Source organism: Cellvibrio sp. KY-YJ-3 (assembly GCF_008806955.1).
Taxonomy (GTDB): Bacteria; Pseudomonadota; Gammaproteobacteria; order Pseudomonadales; family Cellvibrionaceae; genus Cellvibrio.
Map to the genome: position 1 here is coordinate 495131 of NZ_CP031727.1, position 22093 is coordinate 517223.

The following is a 22093-nucleotide window of genomic DNA, read 5'->3' on the forward strand; positions in this document are numbered from 1 at the left end:
GCCACAACACAGTGTTGTGTTATTTTTTTGCAAATAGTTTATGCACCAGACTAAAACATCCAACTAAAAAGCACGAAAAGGCACAATTATTGATCACTGTGCACCCACTCTTTATCCGCTTTCGGTGCAAAACCACAAATCCAGTTCGCACAGTTTTAGCGCTATAGAGCAATAAAATCCGGCGGAAACACCTGGTTTTGCGAAAAATGCCCCACCACTCCCCGATCGCTCTGCTTCATCAACAGGCACAACCTATGACCGCAAGTGCCTTGATGGGTAGCACCTTGTTAAAAAAGGTGCAAAACAGATTACAAACCCGCAAATGCACCATTCAGAATCAATTACACAATTTAGAGCGTTTATTTGGCGCACTATTTATTCTCAAGCGTGCCCTCAAATACACCCATATCAATAAAAACCGCTTTTTATGTGCACTATTTATGATTTGGCATAGCCGTTGCAAAACCCTCATAGAAGTTTCATCACTTCAGGATGCAGAGCGATCACCGGCTTCATTAAGGTGCACGGCCCTCTGCCGACCTTGAATAATTGTCTGCCGGAAAAAACGCCATGAGCACTTACCGTTTCCCCCTGTTGGATTTTTCCAATAAATCTGTTGCGACCCTGCACTTCACCTGGTTCGCCTTTTTCCTCACCTTTGTGATGTGGTTTAGCTTGCCACCACTTAAACCGCTGATCACCGCCTCCTTTGCGATGACACCGCAACAGTGGGCTGCGCTACTCACGCTCAACGTAGCACTCACCATTCCTGCGCGAATTGTGGTGGGTAGCTTGGTGGATAAATTTGGCCCGCGTGCGATTTACTCCGGCTTGCTGATTTTTTCCGGCGCCTTATTAATTGCTTTTGCTTGCGCACAATCCTTTGAACAGCTGGCACTCTTCCGCTTTTTACTCGGATTTGTCGGCGCCGGTTTTGTGATTGGTATTCGCTTGGTGAGTGAATGGTTCCCGGCGCGCCAGGTTGGTTTGGCGGAAGGGATTTACGGTGGCTGGGGTAACTTTGGTGCGGCAGCGGCGGGTTTTACCCTGCCCTTTTTGGCGATCCATGTATTTGGCGGTGAAGACGGTTGGCGTTATGCAATGGGCACTGCTGCTGTTATCGCGATGATTTATGGTGTGGCTTTTTATGCCAGCGTGCGCAATACCCCCAAAGGCTCTACCTATTTCAAACCGAAAAAATCCGGCGGTTTGGAAGTGAGTAATCGCAAAGATTTTATCTTCTACGTGATTATGAACGTGCCTATGTATTTAATTCTCGCGGTACTCGCGTGGAAAATGTCCCCCACCAATTTGGGCTTGTTAAGCACAGCGACGACTTACATTTTGTATGTGGTGTTGTTTGCCCTGTTTGTATTTCAGTTTTCACAAATTTATCGCGTGAATAAAGACATGCTGCAAAAAGGCAGCGTGGCCGAGCACGACAAGTACGAATTTAAACAAGTGGCTATTTTAAGCTGGGCTTACCTTGCAACCTTTGGTTCAGAGATCGCAGTGGTATCCGTATTGCCCGCGTTTTTCATGACTACCTTTACCGGTTTGAGTGTGACCCAAGCGGCAATGCTCGGTGGCTCCTTTGCGTTTATGAATTTAGTGGCACGCCCTGGCGGCGGTTGGGTGAGTGACAAATTCGGTCGCCGTTTCAGCATGAGTATAATTCTGGCCGGCGTTGCCTGTGGTTATATGCTGCTTGCGCAAATTAACGCTAGCTGGCCGTTATATCTGGCATTCTCTGCGGTATTTATCTGCTCGCTGTTTGTGCAAGCCGGTTGTGGTGCCGTGTTTGCAGTTGTACCCTTAATCAAACGCCGCATGACCGGCCAAATCGCTGGCCTTGCCGGTGCTTATGGCAACGTGGGCGCGTTGTTCTTTTTGACCATGAATACCTTTATCGATATTCAAACATTCTTCTGGATGCTTGCCGGTACTGCTGCTATAGGTCTGGTATTTGTGCAATTCCTGAAAGAGCCAAAAGGCCATGTAGTTGAAGTGAATGAAGATGGTTCACTGCACAAAATTGAAGTGAGTTAATTCAATCGCGATCAGATGCGAGTTTGGCGTTGGGGTGTTTGTTTCGAAACCGTCAAGTCAGGGACGACTTGACGGAGCTACAGGGATGTATTCATGCGTTTTCGAAACAAACACCCCAATGGCAAACGGATTCGTAGCACCTATTTTCCTACGCTAAAATTCTCTTGCGAGAATTTTTTCTTTTTATAGAACTGAAAATTTATGGATCACCTGCAATCAGTGCTGCAAATTTCCTTCGCGCAAAAAAGTGAGGCGGGACGTAAACCGGAAAATCAGGATACGGTCGGCGCACGCATTCCCGAGGGCAATTTACTCACCACCAAAGGCATTGCGATTGCGATTGCCGATGGTGTGAGCAGCAGCATGGCCGCGCGCGAAGCGAGTCAAACAGCGATTGCCGGGTTTCTCAGCGACTACTACGCCACACCCGACACCTGGCGTACCCAGCAATCCGCCATGCGCGTGATTCAAAGTTTAAATTCCAGCCTGTGGGGCCGCAGCCAAAATTCGATTTACGGTGAAGGTTATCTCACCACTTTTTCCGCGCTGATTTTAAAAGGTGATAGCGGTTTTATTTTTCATGTGGGTGATACCCGCGTTTATCGCCTGCGCGAGAACAATCTGGAATTACTCACCCGCGACCACACCCAGCGCATCGACAAACACACCACCCATTTAAGCCGCGCCATGGGCGCCGACCCTTATTTAGAAGTGGATATGCACAGCCTGGAATTGCAGCGCGGCGATATTTTTATTTTATCCAGTGACGGTATTCACGAACATATTCCGCCCGCCGAATTAAAAGCGCTGATTTTGGCCGAGCAACACAATTTGGACAGTCTGGTAAATCAGGCACTACCACTTGCGCTGCAACACCAGAGTGAAGACAACCTGAGTATTCAAGCGCTGCGCATCGACAACCTCGGCACCGCCGGGCAAAACGACGCGGTGCAAGTATTGTCGCGCCTGCCCTTTCCGCCGGTGTTTTCACCCGGTCAAAGTATTGATGGTTTGACGATTAAAAAAATCCTGCACGAATCAACAAGAAGCCAGGTGTATTTGGTGGAGGATGAAAAAAAGAATTTACTGGTGATGAAAACGCCGTCCGAACTCTATCAGGACGATAAAGCTTATATCGAACGTTTTGTGATGGAATCCTGGATCGGCGCACGTATTCAAAGTTCTGGGGTGGTACGGGTAATTCCCTCATCTGAATCCCGCTCCTGTTTGTATTACCTCACCGAATATATTCCCGGCCCTACCCTTACCCAATTATTAAAAGAGCGCGGCGTTTTATCGATCCTCGACGCGGTAGAACTGACCGAAAGTTTAATTCGCGGCATTCGCGCCTTTCATCGCAAAGAGACACTGCATCAGGATCTAAAACCGGACAACATAGTGATTAGCGGCAAAGGCCCGGTGATTGTGGATTTCGGTTCCTGCTGGGTCGCTGGCGTACAAGAAGCAGGTGCCCCCATTGAACGCGACCAGGTGCTGGGCACCCTGGATTATTCCGCGCCGGAATATCGCTACGGCGGCAGCACCAGCGAAGCCTCGGATCAGTTCTCGCTCGCGGTGTTGCTCTACGAAATGCTCACCGGCAAACAGCCCTACGGCAGCACCTACAGCAAAGCCATGGACTTAAAAAATTTCCAGAAACTGAAATATATTTCGGCGATGAAATTTAATCCGCTGGTGCCCTACTGGCTGGATCGCGCGCTGGAAAAAGCCCTCAGTATCAACCCCAATCACCGCTATCAAGCGCTGTCGGAATGGCTGCAGGATTTAAAACGCCCCAACCCCGATTGGCTGGTACCGCGCTCGCAGCCGCTACTGGAAACTCACCCGGAGCGGGTGTGGAAAGTATTGGCCATTTGCGGCTGGTTGACGGCGCTGCTGGCATTTATCTTCCCGCGCTAACATCTCGCGCCACGTTTACATCCCATCACACCCTAGCTTCTCACCTCATGGGCACTCAGGCTGTGATTGAATTGGCCGCGCACAGCGGCCTTTTTCTGTTAGGCTCTCGCCCTGTCTCGATCACCCGTCATAACACCCAAAAACCAATAACGATAGCCACCAAGAATACTAGCGACACCGCAGAGGGATGTTTGTCATGGCCAGTAAACGTGCACTGATTGTGGATGACTCCACCACCGCCCAATACCGCTTAAAAAAAATGCTCCGTGCCTACCCGCTCGATATCGATATTGTCGACTCGGGTGAAGCCGCACTGCGCTACCTGGCGCACCACTCACCCGACGTGATTTTTATGGATCACCTGATGCCGGGCATGGATGGTTTTCGCGCGCTGCAAATTATTAAATCCCACCCCGAAACCGCGATGATCCCGGTGATTATGTACACCTCAAAAAGTGGCGATGTGTACACCGGCCAAGCGCGTGCACTGGGCGCCTTGGATGTGGTCAGCAAAGATCGTATTAACGCCACGGATTTATCGCGGGTGATGGAGACCATTCATATTTATCCCCTGCCCAAAAGCCAAACTCACAGCAACACCGACGTGGAAAGCCCGGAATTAATTGCAGCGGCCAATAAAGTGAGCGTGGTCAGCGGTTCGGAACTGGAGCGCCGCGCGCCCAATCAAGCGGCGATGGAACAGGCGCGCAATATTGAACTGCGCCTCAGCCATATGGAACACAGCCTGGAAGATAACCGCCGCTTTATTACCTCGCGCGTGTCGCGCGAATTGCAGGGGCTGCGGCAAACCTTGCGTCAGGAATTTAGCAATATTACCCAGCAACAAATTCCGCCCGCCGCACCCGACACAACAGAACCAACGGCACCGGCCAGTAATAGTCGCTGGGGCATAGGTTTGCTTTTAGTCGCGGGGATAATTGCCAGCGTGTATTTCCTGCTACAAATCAAAACGCAACTTGAACAAAACACTCAGCAGCAGGATTTATTAACCGAGCAGCTGCAAGAACTTATGCAGCAAGCACCCTTTCAACAAACATCCGGTCAACAAACACAAGCTCAACCAGCAAACATCACAGCACAAACGGCGGCTGTTAATCACACTCCCACACTGGCGGCAAACGGAACAACAGCAAACGATTCGATTAATTATTTGGACGATCTGGCCTGGACATTTAATCAGCAAGGTGCACTCGCCTTTCGCCAATACACCATCGACACCAGCACTGTCTTGCGCCTGCATGAATTATTGCATCGCCTCGCCAGCCGCGGCTTTAAAGGCATGGCGGTGATTACTATTTATGTGGGGGATTTTTGTATCGGCAAGGACAAAAACGGTATGGATCAACTCGCTGCCGATGAAGCCAGCCTGAGCAATTGCCTGCTCTCCAGTGAACTCTACGGCATGGATCGTTTGATGGCCGACTATGTACGCGAAACCGAAATGATTTTGCGCAATTTAACCGGTAGCATTAACAGCACCCTCACTCTGGATATTCACGCGCTGGAAGGCACCGAGCCCTACCCTGAACGCCTGCCCACTTTTTTTGCCGGCGAATGGAATGCCATCGCGCAAAAAAATAATCGCATTGAATTGGTGTTAGTGGCGGAGCGGGAATAAATAAAAGCGTCTTACACTCGATAACAATCAAAGTCATAAAAACTGCACCATAAAATTTATACAACAAAAAAGCGGAGTCTGAATTTCAGCTCCGCTTTTTTGTTGCGCAGATTTTAGTGAGAAAATTTTACAGCAAGGCGCAATTAGCTCTCATCAATATCGTAAAAATGACTAATCACAAAGCGCGCTTTTGGCAGCAAGCCGTTTTCTTGCGTATTGCTGTAGTAAGCTTGCCAGTGTTTAACGCCACTCCAAAACGTTTCGGGGGCGGAGAGGTTGGCGTTTACGCCGGGGGCGAGATCGAAGCCGTTGGCGTTATAGAGTTGGTTGAGCATCATCGCCGAGGGGAAACCAATTTGCTGCATAAGTGGATTGGCGGCATTGCCAGCGCCCCATACAAATGCCAGCCAGGGCAGAATATTTTCTACTGCGTCGTAACTCACCCGTGCTTTTTGATAATCCGCTAGCGATGCAAGAATTTTTTCCTGCGGCACAGGAATGGCGAGCAGCGCCAGATTGGGAAAATCTTTTTGGCTGGGCAAATACTTTAAGGGCAACTCGATTAATCCATTACGGGCGGGTGCATAGCTGGCGTTAGCGGGTTGGAATAGCGGCAAATTAAAAAAGCGCGCTTGGGTAAAATCACCCTGCTCGACTTTTAACAGCGCGCAGTCCGACCAGTAGGAAGGCAGCATGTCACCGCGCAAATGGGATTGCGCGACACGCAAGCGAAAGGAGGCTACATCCTTACCTCCGGCCAACACCACAAAACTCCATTGGCTTGCATCCGCCAGCGCAAAACTCTCATAGGCGCGTGGCAGCCATTGCAAATTGCTTTCGCGATTGGTGCGCGCTAGCGGGTATACGTCGGTGTGCACTTGGCTTTGGGTTGCGAGGGTTTGTTTGATCATGTTCCTTTCCTCAAAAAAATCACATTGTTAAAAACTATTTAATTTAAACGGGCCGCAGCTCTTGCTGTAAGCGCGACGCAATTTTTCATCCGCATCGGTACACACATAATCTACGCTGAATTCAATACCGGCGGGCGTCGCATGAAAGCGCAGCAGTGCCACATGATCACCGCGCTGACGATGTTTAACACTGAGCCGCAAATTAGAGAACTTCAGTTCATTCACTTCGGCCGCAATCGGATGGCAGGGGAAGTCCTCGCCCTTACCAAACAAGCTGCGCCAATTATTTCTAACGAGTTTGTATTCATCCACACAGTTGGTATCGATCAAACGCGACGGCGAGGCGATCACTTCATAAAAGAGGGTATTGCCGCGCACATTTTTACCCTCGACTATGCGCCCCCAATGCACATCACCGGTGATATAAATCACCGGAATTTCGGCGGCAAATAATTCGGCGAGCGCATTGGTAATCAGCGCAAAATCCGTGTAGTTGGGCATTTCCATATCGGCAATTTTGCACGCCCAGGGGCCGGGGGTTTCAATCAATAGGGCCTGCCCCGAACTGAGCAAACCCACAGCGGCGTGCCCTTGTTGTTTGCGCTGGAGCAAATCGTTTTTCCATTGCCCAATCGCCGCATGAGTTGCGGCATTAAACATCTGCACGCCGTCGCCATCGCGCTGGGTGCGCCCATCCAAAAACAGCATGCTTAGCGGCGCAATATCCTGCCGGAAAAAACCCGCTGCTTGCGCCGGGGAACGCTGGTAGCGCTCATATAAACGATTGGCTAACTCAGCCCAATTGGCACGATCCTGTTCGCAGTGGGTATTGTCCAACTGGGCTTGGAAGAGCGGAAAGTTATTCCAGAATTCGTGATCGTCCGGCACACAAAGCACTGGGCCTTGGCGCAAAATATTGGCCAACCCCGGCTGTTGCGCGCTGTTGGAAAACCAATTGAGTTGATATTTTTTCCCCAGCGTTTTTGCCAACGCCGTTTTGTTACAGGGTAAATCTTGTTGCGAGGGCAGATCCAGATACACCTGATCACCCGCAAGCACCGTGAAATCCGGCGCGGGCTTAATGTGTTTTATCACATCCGCCAATGCGCGACTTTTATCATTGGGTTGGTAATAACAGGAGGAGAGCAGCAGGTTAAAACTGGCCGCATTTTTTAGCGGCAATTGTTGTGGTGGTCGGCGGCTACTGAGTGTGGTCACACAGCCATTAGCGCTAACCGTGACCGTGAAACGCTCAGCGGTATCCGGCCACGCCAATTTAAAAATCCCGCGATAGTTAATCGCTTTGCCGCGCGCATCGCAGACTTCATCACCCAGCGCTTCAAAACCCGGCGGCAATAATTGTGCGGCCACCGGCTGACCGGCAATTTCAAAAATCACTGACGGCGGAGGGTAAACCGCCAACATGCCGACCCAGATTAATAATTCATCCGGGCGCCCCACTTGATTGTACGCAAACAGCTGCACCTGATTTCTCCCTGCAGATATGGCAAGGCAGCACTATATACCCGAATTTGAGCCAGGCAAAATGCAACAAAGCCGGCAAGTGCCGGCTTTGTAGAACTAACGCATAACATAGATCAATATTTACATATTGACGATAAGTGCTCATAAGAGCTTGCTGTACGACCACAAGAAAGATATTTGAGAAAATACAGGAACTCTATTTGTATTAGCTTCCGAGAGTCTATATTTACAGTTTAATTACGCCATTAATCGACTCGCGGTAAACACATGCCATGGAAAAAATTTGATAACAAATGGGTCTGCAATATTCCCCTCTAGGGCAACCATAAATCCGAATTGGGTGCAACTCTCAATATTACCAGGCAACCCGTTCCTGCATGACCTCTGTATCTTCCTTCTTAACGCCATCCCATGGTGAAAGCTCTTCATAATTTCTATGATGAACTGTAAATTGCTTCTTTAGACTTATGTTTCCACATATGCCTTTCCACCCTAGCGGACTTGCTGTTTCCACTACAACACTCAGATCAACAATTATTGTTTCTGCTGTTATCTGCCTAATGATTAATGTCCCAGATTTAGCAAATCCGAAACACCCTGATTTTCCTGGCAAAAAACTAGACGCAGCGCTATAAAAAAGACGAGTATCAGGCGAAGAAAAATTAAATATATCTCCATTTTCTATCTTATCAGGAAGAGAAATCGTTACTTTAGTAAAAGATGGCTCCCTCCCTCTTTCGTAAATCCTATTGGCAATAACCAATCGGCCAGTTAATGGCACTAGTCTGTGGCATGCAATCTCTAGCTGTTTGGTTTCACTTTTCTCGCACCCCTCAACAATTGATGTATCGTTAACAAAAAAAGCTGACTCCATTGGAGTTAATTGAGTATTTCCACAAGAAAGCAGGAGGTTAATAATACTTAGAATTACTCCATATTTAAAAAGCATTTGAATTTCCTTGCATTTCAGTTCTTCTTTGAGCCTCATCATATACATCTCGATGATCTGCATCACTTTTTACTGGGCCACGATTTTTATGTAAAACTTCGTGAACTATTGTTTCATATAAGTCCTCAATTTGAGCCGGTGATAAATTACTTTCCTCATACAACTTATCCAATTTAAGCTCCCCCAATCCAAATATCCCCAGATGAGTATATTGCCCCATAATCTTTCTTCCTTTTTCATCATATCCAAGATCCAATATTTTATATTTTTTTGGAAACTTTAAGTCAGGATTAAAATTTCTAGCTCGATTAAAGCAATATGCTATGTCCTCTGCTGAAAGCCCCATCGGATCCACAAAACTAATCGGATTACTCCCAACATAAGCATAAGTATTAATCCCACCCGTCAACCCAATCGGATCACTTTGGATATATCGCCCAATACTCGCATCATAATAGCGGTGCCAGTTGTACCAGAACCCGCTTTCACGATCATAGTACTGCCCCGGAAAACCTATATTGAAGCCAGTATTACCAAAAGAGTTGACCGTCACATGCCGATCAAAAGCTAGGTTGGTCGCCCTCCATACTACAGCTTTAGATGAATTTGTAATGACTTCTGGCCGCCCTAAGTGATCGTTATGTATTGCAAAAACACTTCCTCCACGAACCATCCCTACAATCTGAGAATCCAAATAGATATAAATTGATTCTATTGTTCCACTAGATGCAAGATAAGAGTGTTCATACTCCAATAATCCTTCTAATGAATATACATACTTGATGTTTGTAGGTTCGCCACCATTGGCGCTAGCAAGCCTTAGCTTCTGCACCCTTTGATTTTTTGCATTATAGAAATATTGCACCGGCGCTACACCTACCGTTTGAGAATATGCCATCCGCCCCAAACCATCATATTGCGCGTTAAAAGTGGTGGTGTGTGATATGGGACTCCCCTGACCATCAAATGCCCCACTACCGCGAGATATTAAGGAGCCAGTTTCGTCGTATACAAAACTACTACCACCGCTTCCCTGATATCGACTGTTCAATCTGTTTTTAGCATCATACTTTAATATAACTGGCGGCGTGTTAACCCGTGTTTGATTGGTTCGATTCCCATTACCATCGTAAATATAAGTGTCTGTTCCGCTGGATCCATTAGCAGGCAACGTAGATATACGGCCGCCGCCATCATATGTATAGTTCGCGCTAGCTGAAGGGTTAATCGAATTGGTTATTCCGCTTATATACGAAGTCATAGGCTTGTACGAGTACGACAGGTTTTGTACTGTCGAGCTGATGGTTTTTTGTTTTCCATCAGTATCAAAATAGCTTTTTGAAACAATTCCGTTTCCAAAAGCAAGCTCCTGATAATTAAAATAGTCTTTACGAATTACTAAACTCTGCCAGACTCCACTGACAAAAACCTTCAATTCTTTAATGGTATCTTTGACGTCATAGATTCTTTTTAACTTAACGCCATTGGGGTATGTAGTCTCATCTAACCTTCCATGATTATCATAAGTATTACTAACAACAAGATTGACGCCTCCAATCGTCTGCTGTTGTTTTGCAACATTCCCTAATCCAGTATAAGAAAAATTAGTTACCCCAGATCCGTCACTAAAACCACAGAGATGCCCACGACCATTTTCACAAGGCAAAGGTGAACTTGGTGCAGCAGCATCAAAATAATAAGAAATATTTTCGTTTCTATAAGCGCCTATAGTGCTCACAGATGTGACTCTATTTGAACTATCACGCCCAAAATCTACAGACACGTTATTAGATTTAGTTAAATAATCTAATTGTCCATTGTCAGTATAGAGATAAGAAGTTGTTCCGGTTTCAGGGCTAATCATCTCCTCCACTTCTCCGAACCCATTTCTTCGATAATATGTAGATTTATTATTAAAATCTTTTACTTCAGAAATATAACCCAAAGAGTCATACGTAAATGTAGTAGTTTCTAGACTGCCATTGGTAATAGTTTCAAGCCTGTCGAAACTATTGTAAGTCCTGCTAGTTACATAACCCTGCGCATCCGTTTCCGACGTTACGTTACCATTTTCATCGTAAAGAACGTTAACAACTTGTCCATTCTGACCTTTTTTCTGTTTCAGAAATCCCTGCGAATCATAAACGTGATCTTGTGAAACAACTGATAATGTTTGAGGACATGGAGAGGGTGTACATGCTGCCGCCTGTTGCGAATAAAGGGAGCTTTTCTGCAAATTATTTAATAAATCATATTCAAGGCGAGTTACCCAAAAACTATATACCTCATCAGGACGAATGATAGTGCCAATACGACGCGCGGAGTCCAAAGTGTATTGAATATAATTTCCACTTGGGTATGTCACCTTTTTAATTTGGTCATCGCCAAAATAAGTATATGCAGTAACTTTTGCGCTTCCATCATTAACTGATCGAGTTTTCAAGCGGCCTTTATCATCGTAATCAAAACTGGTTGTTATCTGATTTGCATCAGTTACGTTTCCTATTAATCCAGAGTTATCCGCTCTTGGCGAAAAAGATGATAAATCACCATTAGCACTGGTCATGCTCGTCAGATCACCAGCACTATTGAATTCAACAATTGATAAGTCATTTGACCCGGCAAGAGGACCATCGACCGTTGTTTTTTTCACAATGCCATTTGGATGATACTCATAAGAATATGTATATGTACGTTCAGACGTGTAGCCTGTACTGTTGTATTTAAGCGCTTTTGCTCGCACATACCGAATACGATTTTTATAATTCGCAGTGGCATCGTACTCATATGTAAGCACTTGAGCGGGGAGTGATCTTGGTTGCGGACACAAAGCCCCATTTGCGCAAAGAGCATTATTCTTTGCGCCATCCCAAACATTCAGCCCGATCAATCGCCCATAGCTATCCCAAACATGTTCCCGAGTGATGCCTTTCTCATACTCGTAGTGCACATCTCCTAAGGATGTATATGTATAGGTCTTCCTATTACCCTTCCAGTCATATTTGAACTCCACTTTATTATCGTAAGTATTTTTATACGTTATGCTTGATGCCGCCAATGGGCAAGTGTCAGATCCACTTCGGCTGATACCAGTAAGTCTTTTATTGGCATCATAGGTGTAGATTTTCACACCTCCCTTTGCGTTGGTTACAGTTGTACCAGTAGCGGAATAAGAAAAATTATCTCGATTTATACCACCAGTGATTCCGCTATATTCAACTTTTGAATCGGTGGCAGAATATTTATAATCGCCCCACGGCAACGAATCAATTGAATATGATTGTATGCCTTTAACACTTGTGGACTTTGCATAGAATTTAATACCCGTATTGCCTGGATAGGTAACCGTTAAATCATCACCATTTGGGGTATAAGCGTAAGAAATTATTTTTCCGCTTGGCAATGTGACTGACGTAAGGTAATCATTGTAGCTACCCGTTCCACCATTTTTATGCGCCCATGAAAATGTAAGCTCACGACCCGAACTATGTTTAACCTTTTTTAATAGATTATTTTCATAAGTGAATGACCACGCAATCCCATTAAGGTTTGTCTTGCTAATCAATTGTCCATATTGAGAGAACCTGTAGATATTCGCATTGTCATCAACATATTCCCATGCAAGTGGATATTTAGTTGTACCTATATAGATGGGACGAATTAAACTCCGACTATAACTCTGCGCAGATGCTCTTAAGGATCCCCATGGATTATTACTAAAAGTTGTTGACGCACCATTTTCTCGTAACGTAACGTTTGCAACTGATTTTGGCGTATCGGATGACCCTGGAAAAATGCCGTTGCACCAACCTGTAGGTGATTGTCCGTTTCTATGTTCACAGGTGGTATCATCAAGATAATTTATCCTAAGCCCCATAAGCAGCTCTGAGTTCCAACGCTGAGCTACGCCTGTTAGAGACGTTTCACCTCCCCCCGTATTACTATATGTGCGACGCAGAGTTAAAGGCATTTCACCAGTACCTATGTAGTCGACCTCATCAAATGTTTTTGCTCCATTCGCGATAACTACTGGACAATCAGTGGTTTTATCAGAAGAAGGTATTTGTGAATTAATTTGACCACGCGAAGTCATGCCCAAAATATCGGGAATTGAATGTTGTTTCGGCGATAAAAGATCGCCCAAGATAGTCACGGGGTCTGGTGTAAATTTGCATATAGTATGAGGAGCTGCTGTTGTACTGGGCTCCCCAATTGGATTCCCATGTTGATCCACTGCCTGTGTAGTAGTAAATGTATATGTTACTGAGCATTCAAAACCAGCGTAGGTAGAACTGCTAAATATGGAAAGTAAAAAAAACGGAATGCAGAAAAAACACTGGGGTATACGCGACATACAGAAATAATTATTTAACATTTTAAATCCTATTAACATAGTTATTTATATCCATCATTATCTATAGTGAAAAATTGGTGCCCGCTTATTTGTATATATCTATTACATAAAAATTACCGTTTATAAAAAATGACTGAGGACAATAACTTTCGTTACCCCTCAGCCACGCTTACTTATTTCACGAAAACTTACTGCGGCATTAAACGCAACACCACCACGCTATGGGCAGCCATGGTCAGGTTTAATTTTTCAGCAGTGGAGCCCTTGCCGCCATTCCAGATATCGCGCCAGTTGAATTTTTTCTTATCAAAGAAAATCTCATGTTTGCTGATATCGTCTTTCATGTAGTGGAAGCCCCAATCCAGACTGTAGTTCACTGTGGTATCCGCGCGATTCAAAAAGAGTACGGCGTAGTCGCCTTTCTCCAAGGGTTTGACATAAATTTCGATATCGCCTTCATCAATCCATTTCATCGCCTGAATGCCCAATTTGTCCTGATTAATGGCGAGCATGTCTTTGTTGGTGAGAATTTTTTTGGTGGCCTCGCTCATCTTGCGTAAATCATTACCGGCGATCAGCGGTGAGGCCATCATCGCCCACAGGGAAAAATGTGCGCGGTCTTCGTCTTCATTCATGCCGTTGCCGACTTCCATCATGTCCATGTCATTCCAATGGCCGGGGCCCGCGTATTTACGCAAACCGGCTTGTTTATCCAGAATGGGTAATACGCCCCACGACGACCAGGAACCGTGGTTGTGCTCGCAATTCCAGCAGGGGTAAATGTCACCCGTGGTGCGCCATGAATGACCAACGTCCGTTGCCCACTCCCAAGGTTTGTTATCGCCCCATTCGCAAATACTGAATAACATAGGGCGGCCCGCTTTATGAATGGCATCGCGCATGGTGGCGTAAGCAGCTTTGGGGTTGATGTCTTTGGTATCGCACCAATCGTATTTCACGTAATCAATGCCCCAACTCGCATAGGTCACTGCATCCTGATATTCGTGGCCGCGACTGCCTGGGCGACCGGCGCAGGTGGTATTGCCCGCGTCAGAATAGATGCCGAGTTTTAATCCTTTGCTGTGAACATAATCTGCCAGCGCTTTCATGCCCGACGGAAAACTCTTTTTATCGACCTGGATAAAACCTTGTTTGTCGCGCTCGCCGTGCCAGCAGTCGTCGATATTAATATATTCATAACCCGCGTCTTTCATGCCCGATGCCACCATAGCGTCAGCCATTTCGCGAATCATTTTTTCATTTACATCGCAAGCAAAAGTATTCCAACTATTCCAACCAAGCTGCGGGGTTTTGGCGAGATGCTCAAATTTTTGCGCACTGACACTCATGCTGGCAGCCAATGCAAATCCGAACAGACCAGCGTTTATCAATAGTTTTTTTATCATGGTGTTGACCTTTTTTGTCGTGAGGATATCGTTGAATACATCATTATATTAATAATCTGATAATTTAATACGGCGTCAAAAAAAACTGCAATTTTCATTGCAGTTTTTTACTGACGCAGCGTGCAAATTATTTCGGCTGAAAACGCGCATTAAACTTTTTCATAATGGCAATAGTAGATGTATCGGTATCAAACACACCGTACATACCCTGCTCTTCTTGTGGCGGGTCACCCATAAAATCGTCGCCCTCTTGCCACCAGTAGTTCGCGCGTGTGGTGCGGCCATAACCATTCCAGGCCCAAATGTTGTAACCCGCACTCGGTTCACCTTGTTCAAGGCTCGCCAGCATCAATTCAAATACACCGCGAAAATACATATCGCGATATTCGGTGGTGGAATCCATCGCGTAGGAACCCATATCGCGATCCAAACCAAACTCTTCCAACACCAAGGGTTTGTTTAATTGTTTGGCAACATCAATGTGCGCGCGCATATAGTTCTGCGCTTTTTCCCACGCCGATGGCCAGGTTTCTGCGGGTTTGGTTTTATCAAACCAGCTCCAGTTGCGAATCCACATGTGGTAGGTGAGGTAATCGATATCCGGCGTGGCGTGCGCATCAATAAATACTTGCATGTCATTCACTGATCCCATTTCACCTTCACTACCACTGCTCACTAAATGATGTGCATCCAAAGTTTTAATATAAGCCGCAGCAGCGTGAACCCAATCGATATAAATTTGTTTTTCTTCCGCCGTCGTTTGTGAATTACCGGGGCGCGGCTCGTTAGCCAATTGCCAGGACATAATCGTCGCGTCATCCACATAGGCTTTGCCATTAATGCTGTTCACGCGGGTAATAATTTTTTCCAGCGTTTTGCGATATTCCTGCTGCGCTTTTTCGCTGCGGTAGAAACTCGCTGACTTGGCCATAAAGGCTTCCCACTCGTTAGTCACGTTCGGGTCTTGCACTGGCTCACCTTCAATCCAGGCCATGTATTGAGTCATACCGCCCGACCATTGCCAGAAATTATTAAAATACAGCACCACGGTCATATCGCGTTTAGCGAGTTCAACTAATAAATAATCCAAACCTTGCAGCAAGGTTTCATCGTAGTTGCCAAAACCATTGGTTACTGCCGGTTTTACCGCTGAATTAATTTCACTTTTTTCGGATACCGCCAGCACACGCAAATTATTCACGCCCATGGCTTTCAAATTATCCAACTCTTTCGCCAAGCGCTCGCGATCGCCGACTTCGTTGGGCGCACCAAGATAAGCCGCGTACCACATATTTACGCCGGTAATCACATAGGGTTTACCCTGCAGCTCGAAGTGCCTACCGTTGACGCGCACAAAATGTTCGTGGGCAGGCGATGTTGCAACATTGGCCGTAGGTGCAACTGCTGAGTTACTTTCTGCAACGGATGTTTTTTTATCGCAGGCAGCTAACAACAATATGGATACAAATCCGACAATAACAGCAATAATATTCTTCATTATTTTTCCAGATTAAGTTGTGTGTACAGAAGCATCGCCCTGTAAATAACGGATCGCTTCCATCATGGCGCGGCCATTATGGTAGGGGCATTTCCAAAAACCCACTTTGTAATAGGGTGTGGCGCTGGGCGTGTGCAGCCGCGACAACCACAACCACTCACCCGACTCATTATCAATTTGATATTTTTTAATAAAGGCCCACACCGCTTCCGCCGCCGCAAAATATTTTTGCTCGCCACTGACGCTGTAGGCATAAAGAAAACCCACCAACGCTTCTGCCTGTACCCACCACACGGTGTCGTTATTTACGGTGGCGCTGGAAAAATCATAAGAGTCCACCACCTGCCCCAACTCGCCAATACCTTCTTGCAGCGTCACTTCGGCAATACGAATTAATGTCGGTGTCAGTGCGCGCGTATAGGCTTCGTCACCCAGCGATTCCAATGCTTTGGCAATTAACCAGCTCGCTTCAATATCGTGCCCGTAGGTATAACCGGGTGAAAAATCCTTCCACTGCAGATCCATAAACATACGCAGATGATGCGTGTTTCTGTCGATCATGAAGCGATCAAACATCTCAATATTGTATTGCAGTGCTGCACGAACTTCTGCACTCGGCTGCGCCTGATACAAGGTGGTGTAAGCTTCAAGAATATGCAGATGGGTATTTTGTGATTTGGGATAATTCAAATCTTTTTCGCTGAGACGTAAATCCTCAATCACACCCCAGTCACGGGTAAACGCTTCAAGGTAGCCTTGATTTACCGAGTCGATGGCATGCTGTTCAATTAAATTAAAACATTCCAGCGCACGGGCAAGTGCCTGTGCATCACCCGTGAGTTGGTAGTAAGCGCAGAGCGCGTAAATAGTAAATGCCTGCGCATAAACTTGCTTTTTGGTATTGATCGGCGCGCCCGCCGCATCCAGCTCCCAATAAACACCGCCGTGCACATCATCAAAAAAATTCGCACACAAATAATGGTATGCGCGCTCAGCACAATCGCGATACACAGGGTTATTGATTTGCTGCGCGGTTTCACTAAAAAACCAAAGAATACGCGCATTCAAAATAATGCCTTTACTGGCAGAGGGAACAGGCAGATTGTCTGCACCCACTTCGCCGTAAAAACCACCCTGTTGCTGATCGATAGTATGGGTAGCCCACCAATCAGCAATAGCGCTAAGTTCTGCGCGAAATTCTTGTTGCAACACAATGGCAGATGAAGAAAGCATGGCGGCGTTCATGGTTTAAACCAAATCCTTCATTACTTGCAAATTCGCACTGATTAATTCATTGCGCACCGCAACCGATGCCGCAGAACGCAGGCCATCTTCCGGGGTGTTTTTGCAATAGTCGATCAGTTTTTCCACGGTAGACGTTGCCACGTGCATGCGTGTATCCGATGAGGCGTAATAAATAAACACTTCATTTTTTTCGTTTGCAATCCAACCATTTGAAAACGCCACGTTGGATACGTCACCGACACGTTCAACACCGTGCGGTGCAATAAAATGTCCGGCAGGGCGATGGGTTACTACCCAGGGGCGCTCCAATTCGGTCATGAACATGTAGAGCACATAACGTAAACCGGCGGCGGTATTACGCACACCGTGGGCGAGGTTCAACCAGCCTTCGGCAGTTTTAATCGGCGCAGGGCCCTGGCCATTTTTAACTTCTTTAATGGTGTGATAAACCTTGCCATCCACAATCACTTCGGATTTCACTTCGGCTTTGGTCATATCATCCACCAGACCCCAACCAATACCACCACCGGCGCCCACGCTGATAAAACCGTCTTGTGGGCGGGTAAACAAACCGTATTTACCGTCGATAAATTCCGGGTGCAATACCACATTGCGCTGCTGACCGGAGTAGGTCACCAAATCGGGCAGGCGCTCCCAGTTAATTAAATCTTTGGTGCGTGCAATACCACATTGCGCTTCCGCCGCAGAGGTATCGTTCGGGTGATTTAAATCTTTGCGCTCGGTGCAAAATAAACCGTAGATGTAACCATCCTCGTGATTGGTTAAACGCATGTCGTACACGTTGGTATCGGGGCGATCTGTTTCCGGCATGGTGATGGGGTAATCCCAAAAGCGGAAGTTGTCGATACCATTTGGGCTTTCCGCAATCGCAAAAAAGGATTTGCGATCCACACCTTCTACACGCACCGCTAAAATGTATTTACCGTTCCAATACATTGCACCGGAATTAAACGCGGCATTAATGCCCTGGCGCTCCATTAAATGCGGATTGGTTTTTTCATTTAAATCGTAACGCCAAAAAACCGGAGCATGTTCGGCGGTGAGAATCGGGTTTTCGTAACAATCGTAAATACCGTTGCCATCGCGTTTTACAGCATTTTTTTTCGTGATTAGCGTTTCATGTTGTTGCAGTAAGGCTTTTGCTTTTTCTTTAAAACTACTCATGTTTCAAATACTCCAATGAGTTTTTCCAGTGTTTCATTCTGATGAGTGTTTCATCACACATCGAACTTATAACGTAATCGTTTACACCCGTAGTTAAAATTTTTTGTGCTGCAGAAAAACCGCAGCACAAAATCGCTATCAGGGCTTGCTTAATAAATGCTCGTCGTTAGTACCCTGCAGTGCAGAGGCAGGAATATCCGCCGGATAATCTTCCAGTTTTTGGTACCAGTTAAACCAGAGGAAAATGCTGGTGATCGCTGCCACAACCATTGCCGCGATAAACTCTGGCCAATGTTTGATAACCATAAAAATCGGCGCGGCGACCAGCGAGGTTTGCCACACAATCCCCACCAGTACATTGACTGCATCACGGGCAAAGTTTTTGTTGGCGCCCACCTGCGGATAATCTTTTTGCACTTCCGCCAATACCGGTGCCCAAAAACCCCAAGGACGCACTTTGGTGTAAAACTTTTTCAGCACTTCCATATCGTCCGGTTTAGTCAACAGCGAACCAATAACGCAGGCAGCAATACAGGCGAGGAACATAAAGGGGAAAGCATTGATGGGTGCTATATCGGTAAAAATCAGCGGGAAGGCGATCGCAAAACCGGTCACCATGCCCCAGAAATAACCATAGCCATTAAACCGCCACCAGTACCACTTCAATACGTTGGAGGCGGTGTAACCACCGTAAAGTGCACTCACCAACCATTGAATAACCTGATTGAGGGTGGGAATAAAAAAGCCAATCGCCACACCGAGAATGACAAACAAGACGGAAATGAGGTAACTCATTTTTACGTAGGTTTTTGGTTCGGCATCGGCATTGATGTAGCGTTTGTATAAATCGTTAACCACATAAGCCGGTGCAGCATTGACTGTTGCGGCAAAGGTGGACATAAAGGCCGCGAGCAAACCAGCGATTAACAACCCCAACAAACCGCTCGGCAAAATTTCACCGGCCAATACCATGGGAAGAATTTGTTCAAAATCGACATTCTCACCCATCGCATTTAAATCACCCATAAATAAACCCAGCGCAAGCACCGTTAACCCGGTGATAAGCATGTAGCGCGGAAACATCAATACGACGGTAACAACACCACTCATTTTGGCGGCTTCTTTCGGGGTTTTAGCGGAGAGCACACGCTGCATGTCGTAAGTGGGTTGTGGGCCGGCCATGCTTTGCAACATGCCTTTAAACAACATCAGCATAAAAAAGATGGCAAATAATTCATAACCATCGGCATCAATTTTTTGTTGTGCGGCGGCGAGTTTTTCTGACCAATCCAAATGCAATTCCCAGCTGAATAAAATACTGGTCCAGCCTTCGGGAATCGCGGCATTTAACATTTCCGGTGAAATGCGCTGCATGGCAATTACCCCCACCGCGATGCAGGCAACAGTCATAATGAAAAATTGCAGCACCTCGGTAAACACCACACTGAACATACCGCCTTTCACCACGTAAAGTGTGGTGATGGCGGTGATAATCAGCCCATAACAAACATCGTTCATATGTGGGTCTGCAGCCAATTGCCAAGGCATAAATACCGCTGCAAATTTACCAATACCGATAAATCCGTAAGCAATAAAACCAATCACATTCACCAGCGCAAACAGCACCACAATTAAATGTGAGAGGCGTGCGCCCTTACCTTCGCCAAAGCGAAAGGTAATCCATTCCGCACCGGTCATTACGCCTGAGCGACGCAACCAGGCGGAGAGGAAAACCATCAAAAAGATCTGGTTAAACACCGGCCACAACCAGGGAATAAATACACTGGTGAGACCATACACAAACAGCAAATACACCAGCCACATAGTGCCGGAAATATCGAACATGCCCGACGCATTCGATAAGCCCAGTTGCCACCAGGACAGTTTATTGCCGCCAAGGAAGTAACTTTTTATATCTTTGGAGGCGCGACTGGAAATCCAAAAACCAACCACCAGAGTGGCAATAACGTAAGCGAGAATAATCGCTATATCCAACAGAGGAAGATTCATTAACAGATTCCAAATTTATTATGTGGATCGACACGGGTCGTTTTTCTTATCTGATTGTTACTTCCGTGCATCGCCATACAACCCCTAGCGGGCAGGCTCAGGAAAAACCGCCTAGGTAACAGCAGGGAGCAAACCTTTGAAAAAGATATAGCATAACTGACCATAAGCACCTTAACAGCAAGCTAATGTAACCGTTTACATTTTATTTTTCTAGTCTCTTGTGGTGAGCTGTAGTAAATTTTCAGTCAAATAAGCAGTTTTTCGGACAAATCCATACCCACCCGCCTATCACCGGCACCCTAAGGTCGTTTTTTATGTCCAATATTCGCGATGTTGCACGCTTGGCTGGCGTATCCGTTGCAACCGTTTCACGTGCCCTGAGCAACCCCGAAAAAGTTTCTGATGAGAGCCTGGAAAAGGTTCACAAGGCTATCGCCCAAGTGGGCTACCGCCCCAACATGCTGGCACGCAACTTCCGCTCAGCGCGCGCCTACGCGGTGGTAGTGCTGGTGCCCGATATAGCCAACCCCTTCTACTCGCTTTTTATTCGCGCCCTGGAAGACCGCGCCCAGCAAAAAGGTTATGCCGTGCTGTTGGGTGATACCCGCGGCACCCCCGAGCGCGAAATGGAGTACATCCGCCGCGTAGAAACCCGCCTGGCCGATGGCATAGTGCAGCTGCGCCCCAGCTCGGAAAAAAGCCAGAACAACATTCCGCCCGATATTCCCTGCGTGAATGCCTGTGGCTGCGAATACACCACTGGCCCAGCCATTCGTATCGATAACCGCGCCGCTGCCAAAACCATGGTGAACTATTTGATTTCGCTCGGACACAAACGCATCGGCGTTATCTCCGGCTTGAAAGACAACCCCCACGCCATTGATCGCCTGGAAGGCTATAAAGAGGCATTGGCCGAAGCAGGTATTCCTTTTGAGAGAGACCTGATTGCCGAAGGTGACTTCACCATGTGGTCCGGCCTGAACGCCGCCTTCCAGTTCTGTAATATGAAAGTGCGCCCTACCGCGATTTTTTCCATGAATGATGAAATGGCAATCGGCGCTATGCAGACCTTAAAAAATCAGGGCATTCGCATTCCGGAGGATATGTCGGTCACCGGTTTTGACGATATCGCCTACGCCAAATATTCCGACCCAAGCCTCACCACCATTTCGCAACCGGCGGAAGAGATGGGCAAAATGGCGATGGATATGTTACTGAAAGTGATTGAAGGCGAACCACTCAGCCAACGCGAATGTGTATTGCCGACGGAATTTATCATTCGCAAAAGTACCGGGCCATTGTTAACTAAAAAGTAAGGCTATATTTTTATAATCACCAAAACATACATTATTTAAATATTGTCATGTGTAATAAAAATTTATAGCAACGCAAATCATCAAATAAATAAGGCCAAGGGAGCATTAACTTCCTTGGCCTTATTT

Annotated in this window: 14 protein-coding genes; 5 read left to right on the plus strand and 9 right to left on the minus strand. The window is 46.5% G+C overall.

All coding sequences use genetic code 11. The annotated features are described in order from the left end of the window. Positions 1–254 precede the first annotated feature (254 nt). The 4 genes from D0B88_RS02235 to D0B88_RS02250 all read left to right on the plus strand — a co-directional run bounded on the left by D0B88_RS02235 (position 255) and on the right by D0B88_RS02250 (position 5608). Positions 255–545, plus strand: a complete 291-nt coding sequence (locus D0B88_RS02235; RefSeq protein ID WP_007639725.1) for a hypothetical protein — start codon at positions 255–257, stop codon at positions 543–545. Between the two features lie 25 nt (positions 546–570). After that, a complete protein-coding gene (locus D0B88_RS02240; protein ID WP_151054707.1) occupies positions 571–2049 on the plus strand; it encodes an MFS transporter in 1479 nt (492 codons plus the stop codon). 201 nt (positions 2050–2250) lie between these two features. Then, positions 2251–3969 (plus strand): bifunctional protein-serine/threonine kinase/phosphatase, encoded by a 1719-nt coding sequence (locus D0B88_RS02245; protein ID WP_151054709.1) that lies wholly within the window; start codon positions 2251–2253, stop codon positions 3967–3969. Between the two features lie 196 nt (positions 3970–4165). Then, the gene (locus tag D0B88_RS02250; protein ID WP_225318497.1) at positions 4166–5608 is read left to right on the plus strand and encodes a response regulator; all 1443 of its coding nucleotides are present in this window, start codon (positions 4166–4168) and stop codon (positions 5606–5608) included. Between the two features lie 143 nt (positions 5609–5751). On the opposite strand, the gene D0B88_RS02255 is transcribed toward D0B88_RS02250, so the two are convergent. The 9 genes from D0B88_RS02255 to D0B88_RS02295 form a co-directional block, all read right to left on the minus strand. Then, a complete protein-coding gene (locus tag D0B88_RS02255) occupies positions 5752–6519 on the minus strand; it encodes a hypothetical protein (RefSeq protein ID WP_007639717.1) in 768 nt (255 codons plus the stop codon). A gap of 27 nt (positions 6520–6546) precedes the next feature. After that, positions 6547–8004: an alkaline phosphatase D family protein gene (locus D0B88_RS02260; protein WP_151054713.1), complete on the minus strand. Its 1458-nt coding sequence runs from the start codon at positions 8002–8004 to the stop codon at positions 6547–6549. Between the two features lie 355 nt (positions 8005–8359). Next, the gene (locus tag D0B88_RS02265; RefSeq protein WP_151054715.1) at positions 8360–8953 is read right to left on the minus strand and encodes a hypothetical protein; all 594 of its coding nucleotides are present in this window, start codon (positions 8951–8953) and stop codon (positions 8360–8362) included. Then, positions 8943–13328 (minus strand): RHS repeat-associated core domain-containing protein, encoded by a 4386-nt coding sequence (locus D0B88_RS02270; protein ID WP_191966496.1) that lies wholly within the window; start codon positions 13326–13328, stop codon positions 8943–8945. The genes D0B88_RS02265 and D0B88_RS02270 overlap by 11 nt, the downstream gene beginning before the upstream one ends. 167 nt (positions 13329–13495) lie before the next feature. Beyond that, the gene (aga27, locus tag D0B88_RS02275) at positions 13496–14713 is read right to left on the minus strand and encodes an alpha-galactosidase Aga27 (RefSeq protein ID WP_191966497.1); all 1218 of its coding nucleotides are present in this window, start codon (positions 14711–14713) and stop codon (positions 13496–13498) included. Between the two features lie 127 nt (positions 14714–14840). Further along, the gene (locus D0B88_RS02280) at positions 14841–16211 is read right to left on the minus strand and encodes a cellulase family glycosylhydrolase (RefSeq protein ID WP_151054719.1); all 1371 of its coding nucleotides are present in this window, start codon (positions 16209–16211) and stop codon (positions 14841–14843) included. A gap of 12 nt (positions 16212–16223) precedes the next feature. Continuing rightward, entirely contained in the window at positions 16224–17456 is a 1233-nt protein-coding gene (locus tag D0B88_RS02285; protein ID WP_151054722.1) for an AGE family epimerase/isomerase, read from the minus strand. A gap of 3 nt (positions 17457–17459) precedes the next feature. Then, positions 17460–18641 carry a 4-O-beta-d-mannosyl-d-glucose phosphorylase Mgp130 gene (gene mgp130 / locus D0B88_RS02290; protein ID WP_151054724.1) on the minus strand — a complete coding sequence of 394 codons (1182 nt, stop codon included), beginning with the start codon at positions 18639–18641 and terminating at the stop codon, positions 17460–17462. A 138-nt stretch (positions 18642–18779) separates the two neighbouring features. Beyond that, on the minus strand, positions 18780–20651 hold the full coding sequence (locus D0B88_RS02295; RefSeq protein ID WP_007639702.1) for a sodium:solute symporter family protein: 1872 nt from the start codon (positions 20649–20651) through the stop codon (positions 18780–18782). Between the two features lie 314 nt (positions 20652–20965). Between D0B88_RS02295 and D0B88_RS02300 the strand changes: the two genes are divergently transcribed. Beyond that, positions 20966–21967 carry a LacI family DNA-binding transcriptional regulator gene (locus D0B88_RS02300; protein WP_007639698.1) on the plus strand — a complete coding sequence of 334 codons (1002 nt, stop codon included), beginning with the start codon at positions 20966–20968 and terminating at the stop codon, positions 21965–21967. The last annotated feature ends 126 nt before the right edge of the window (positions 21968–22093 follow it).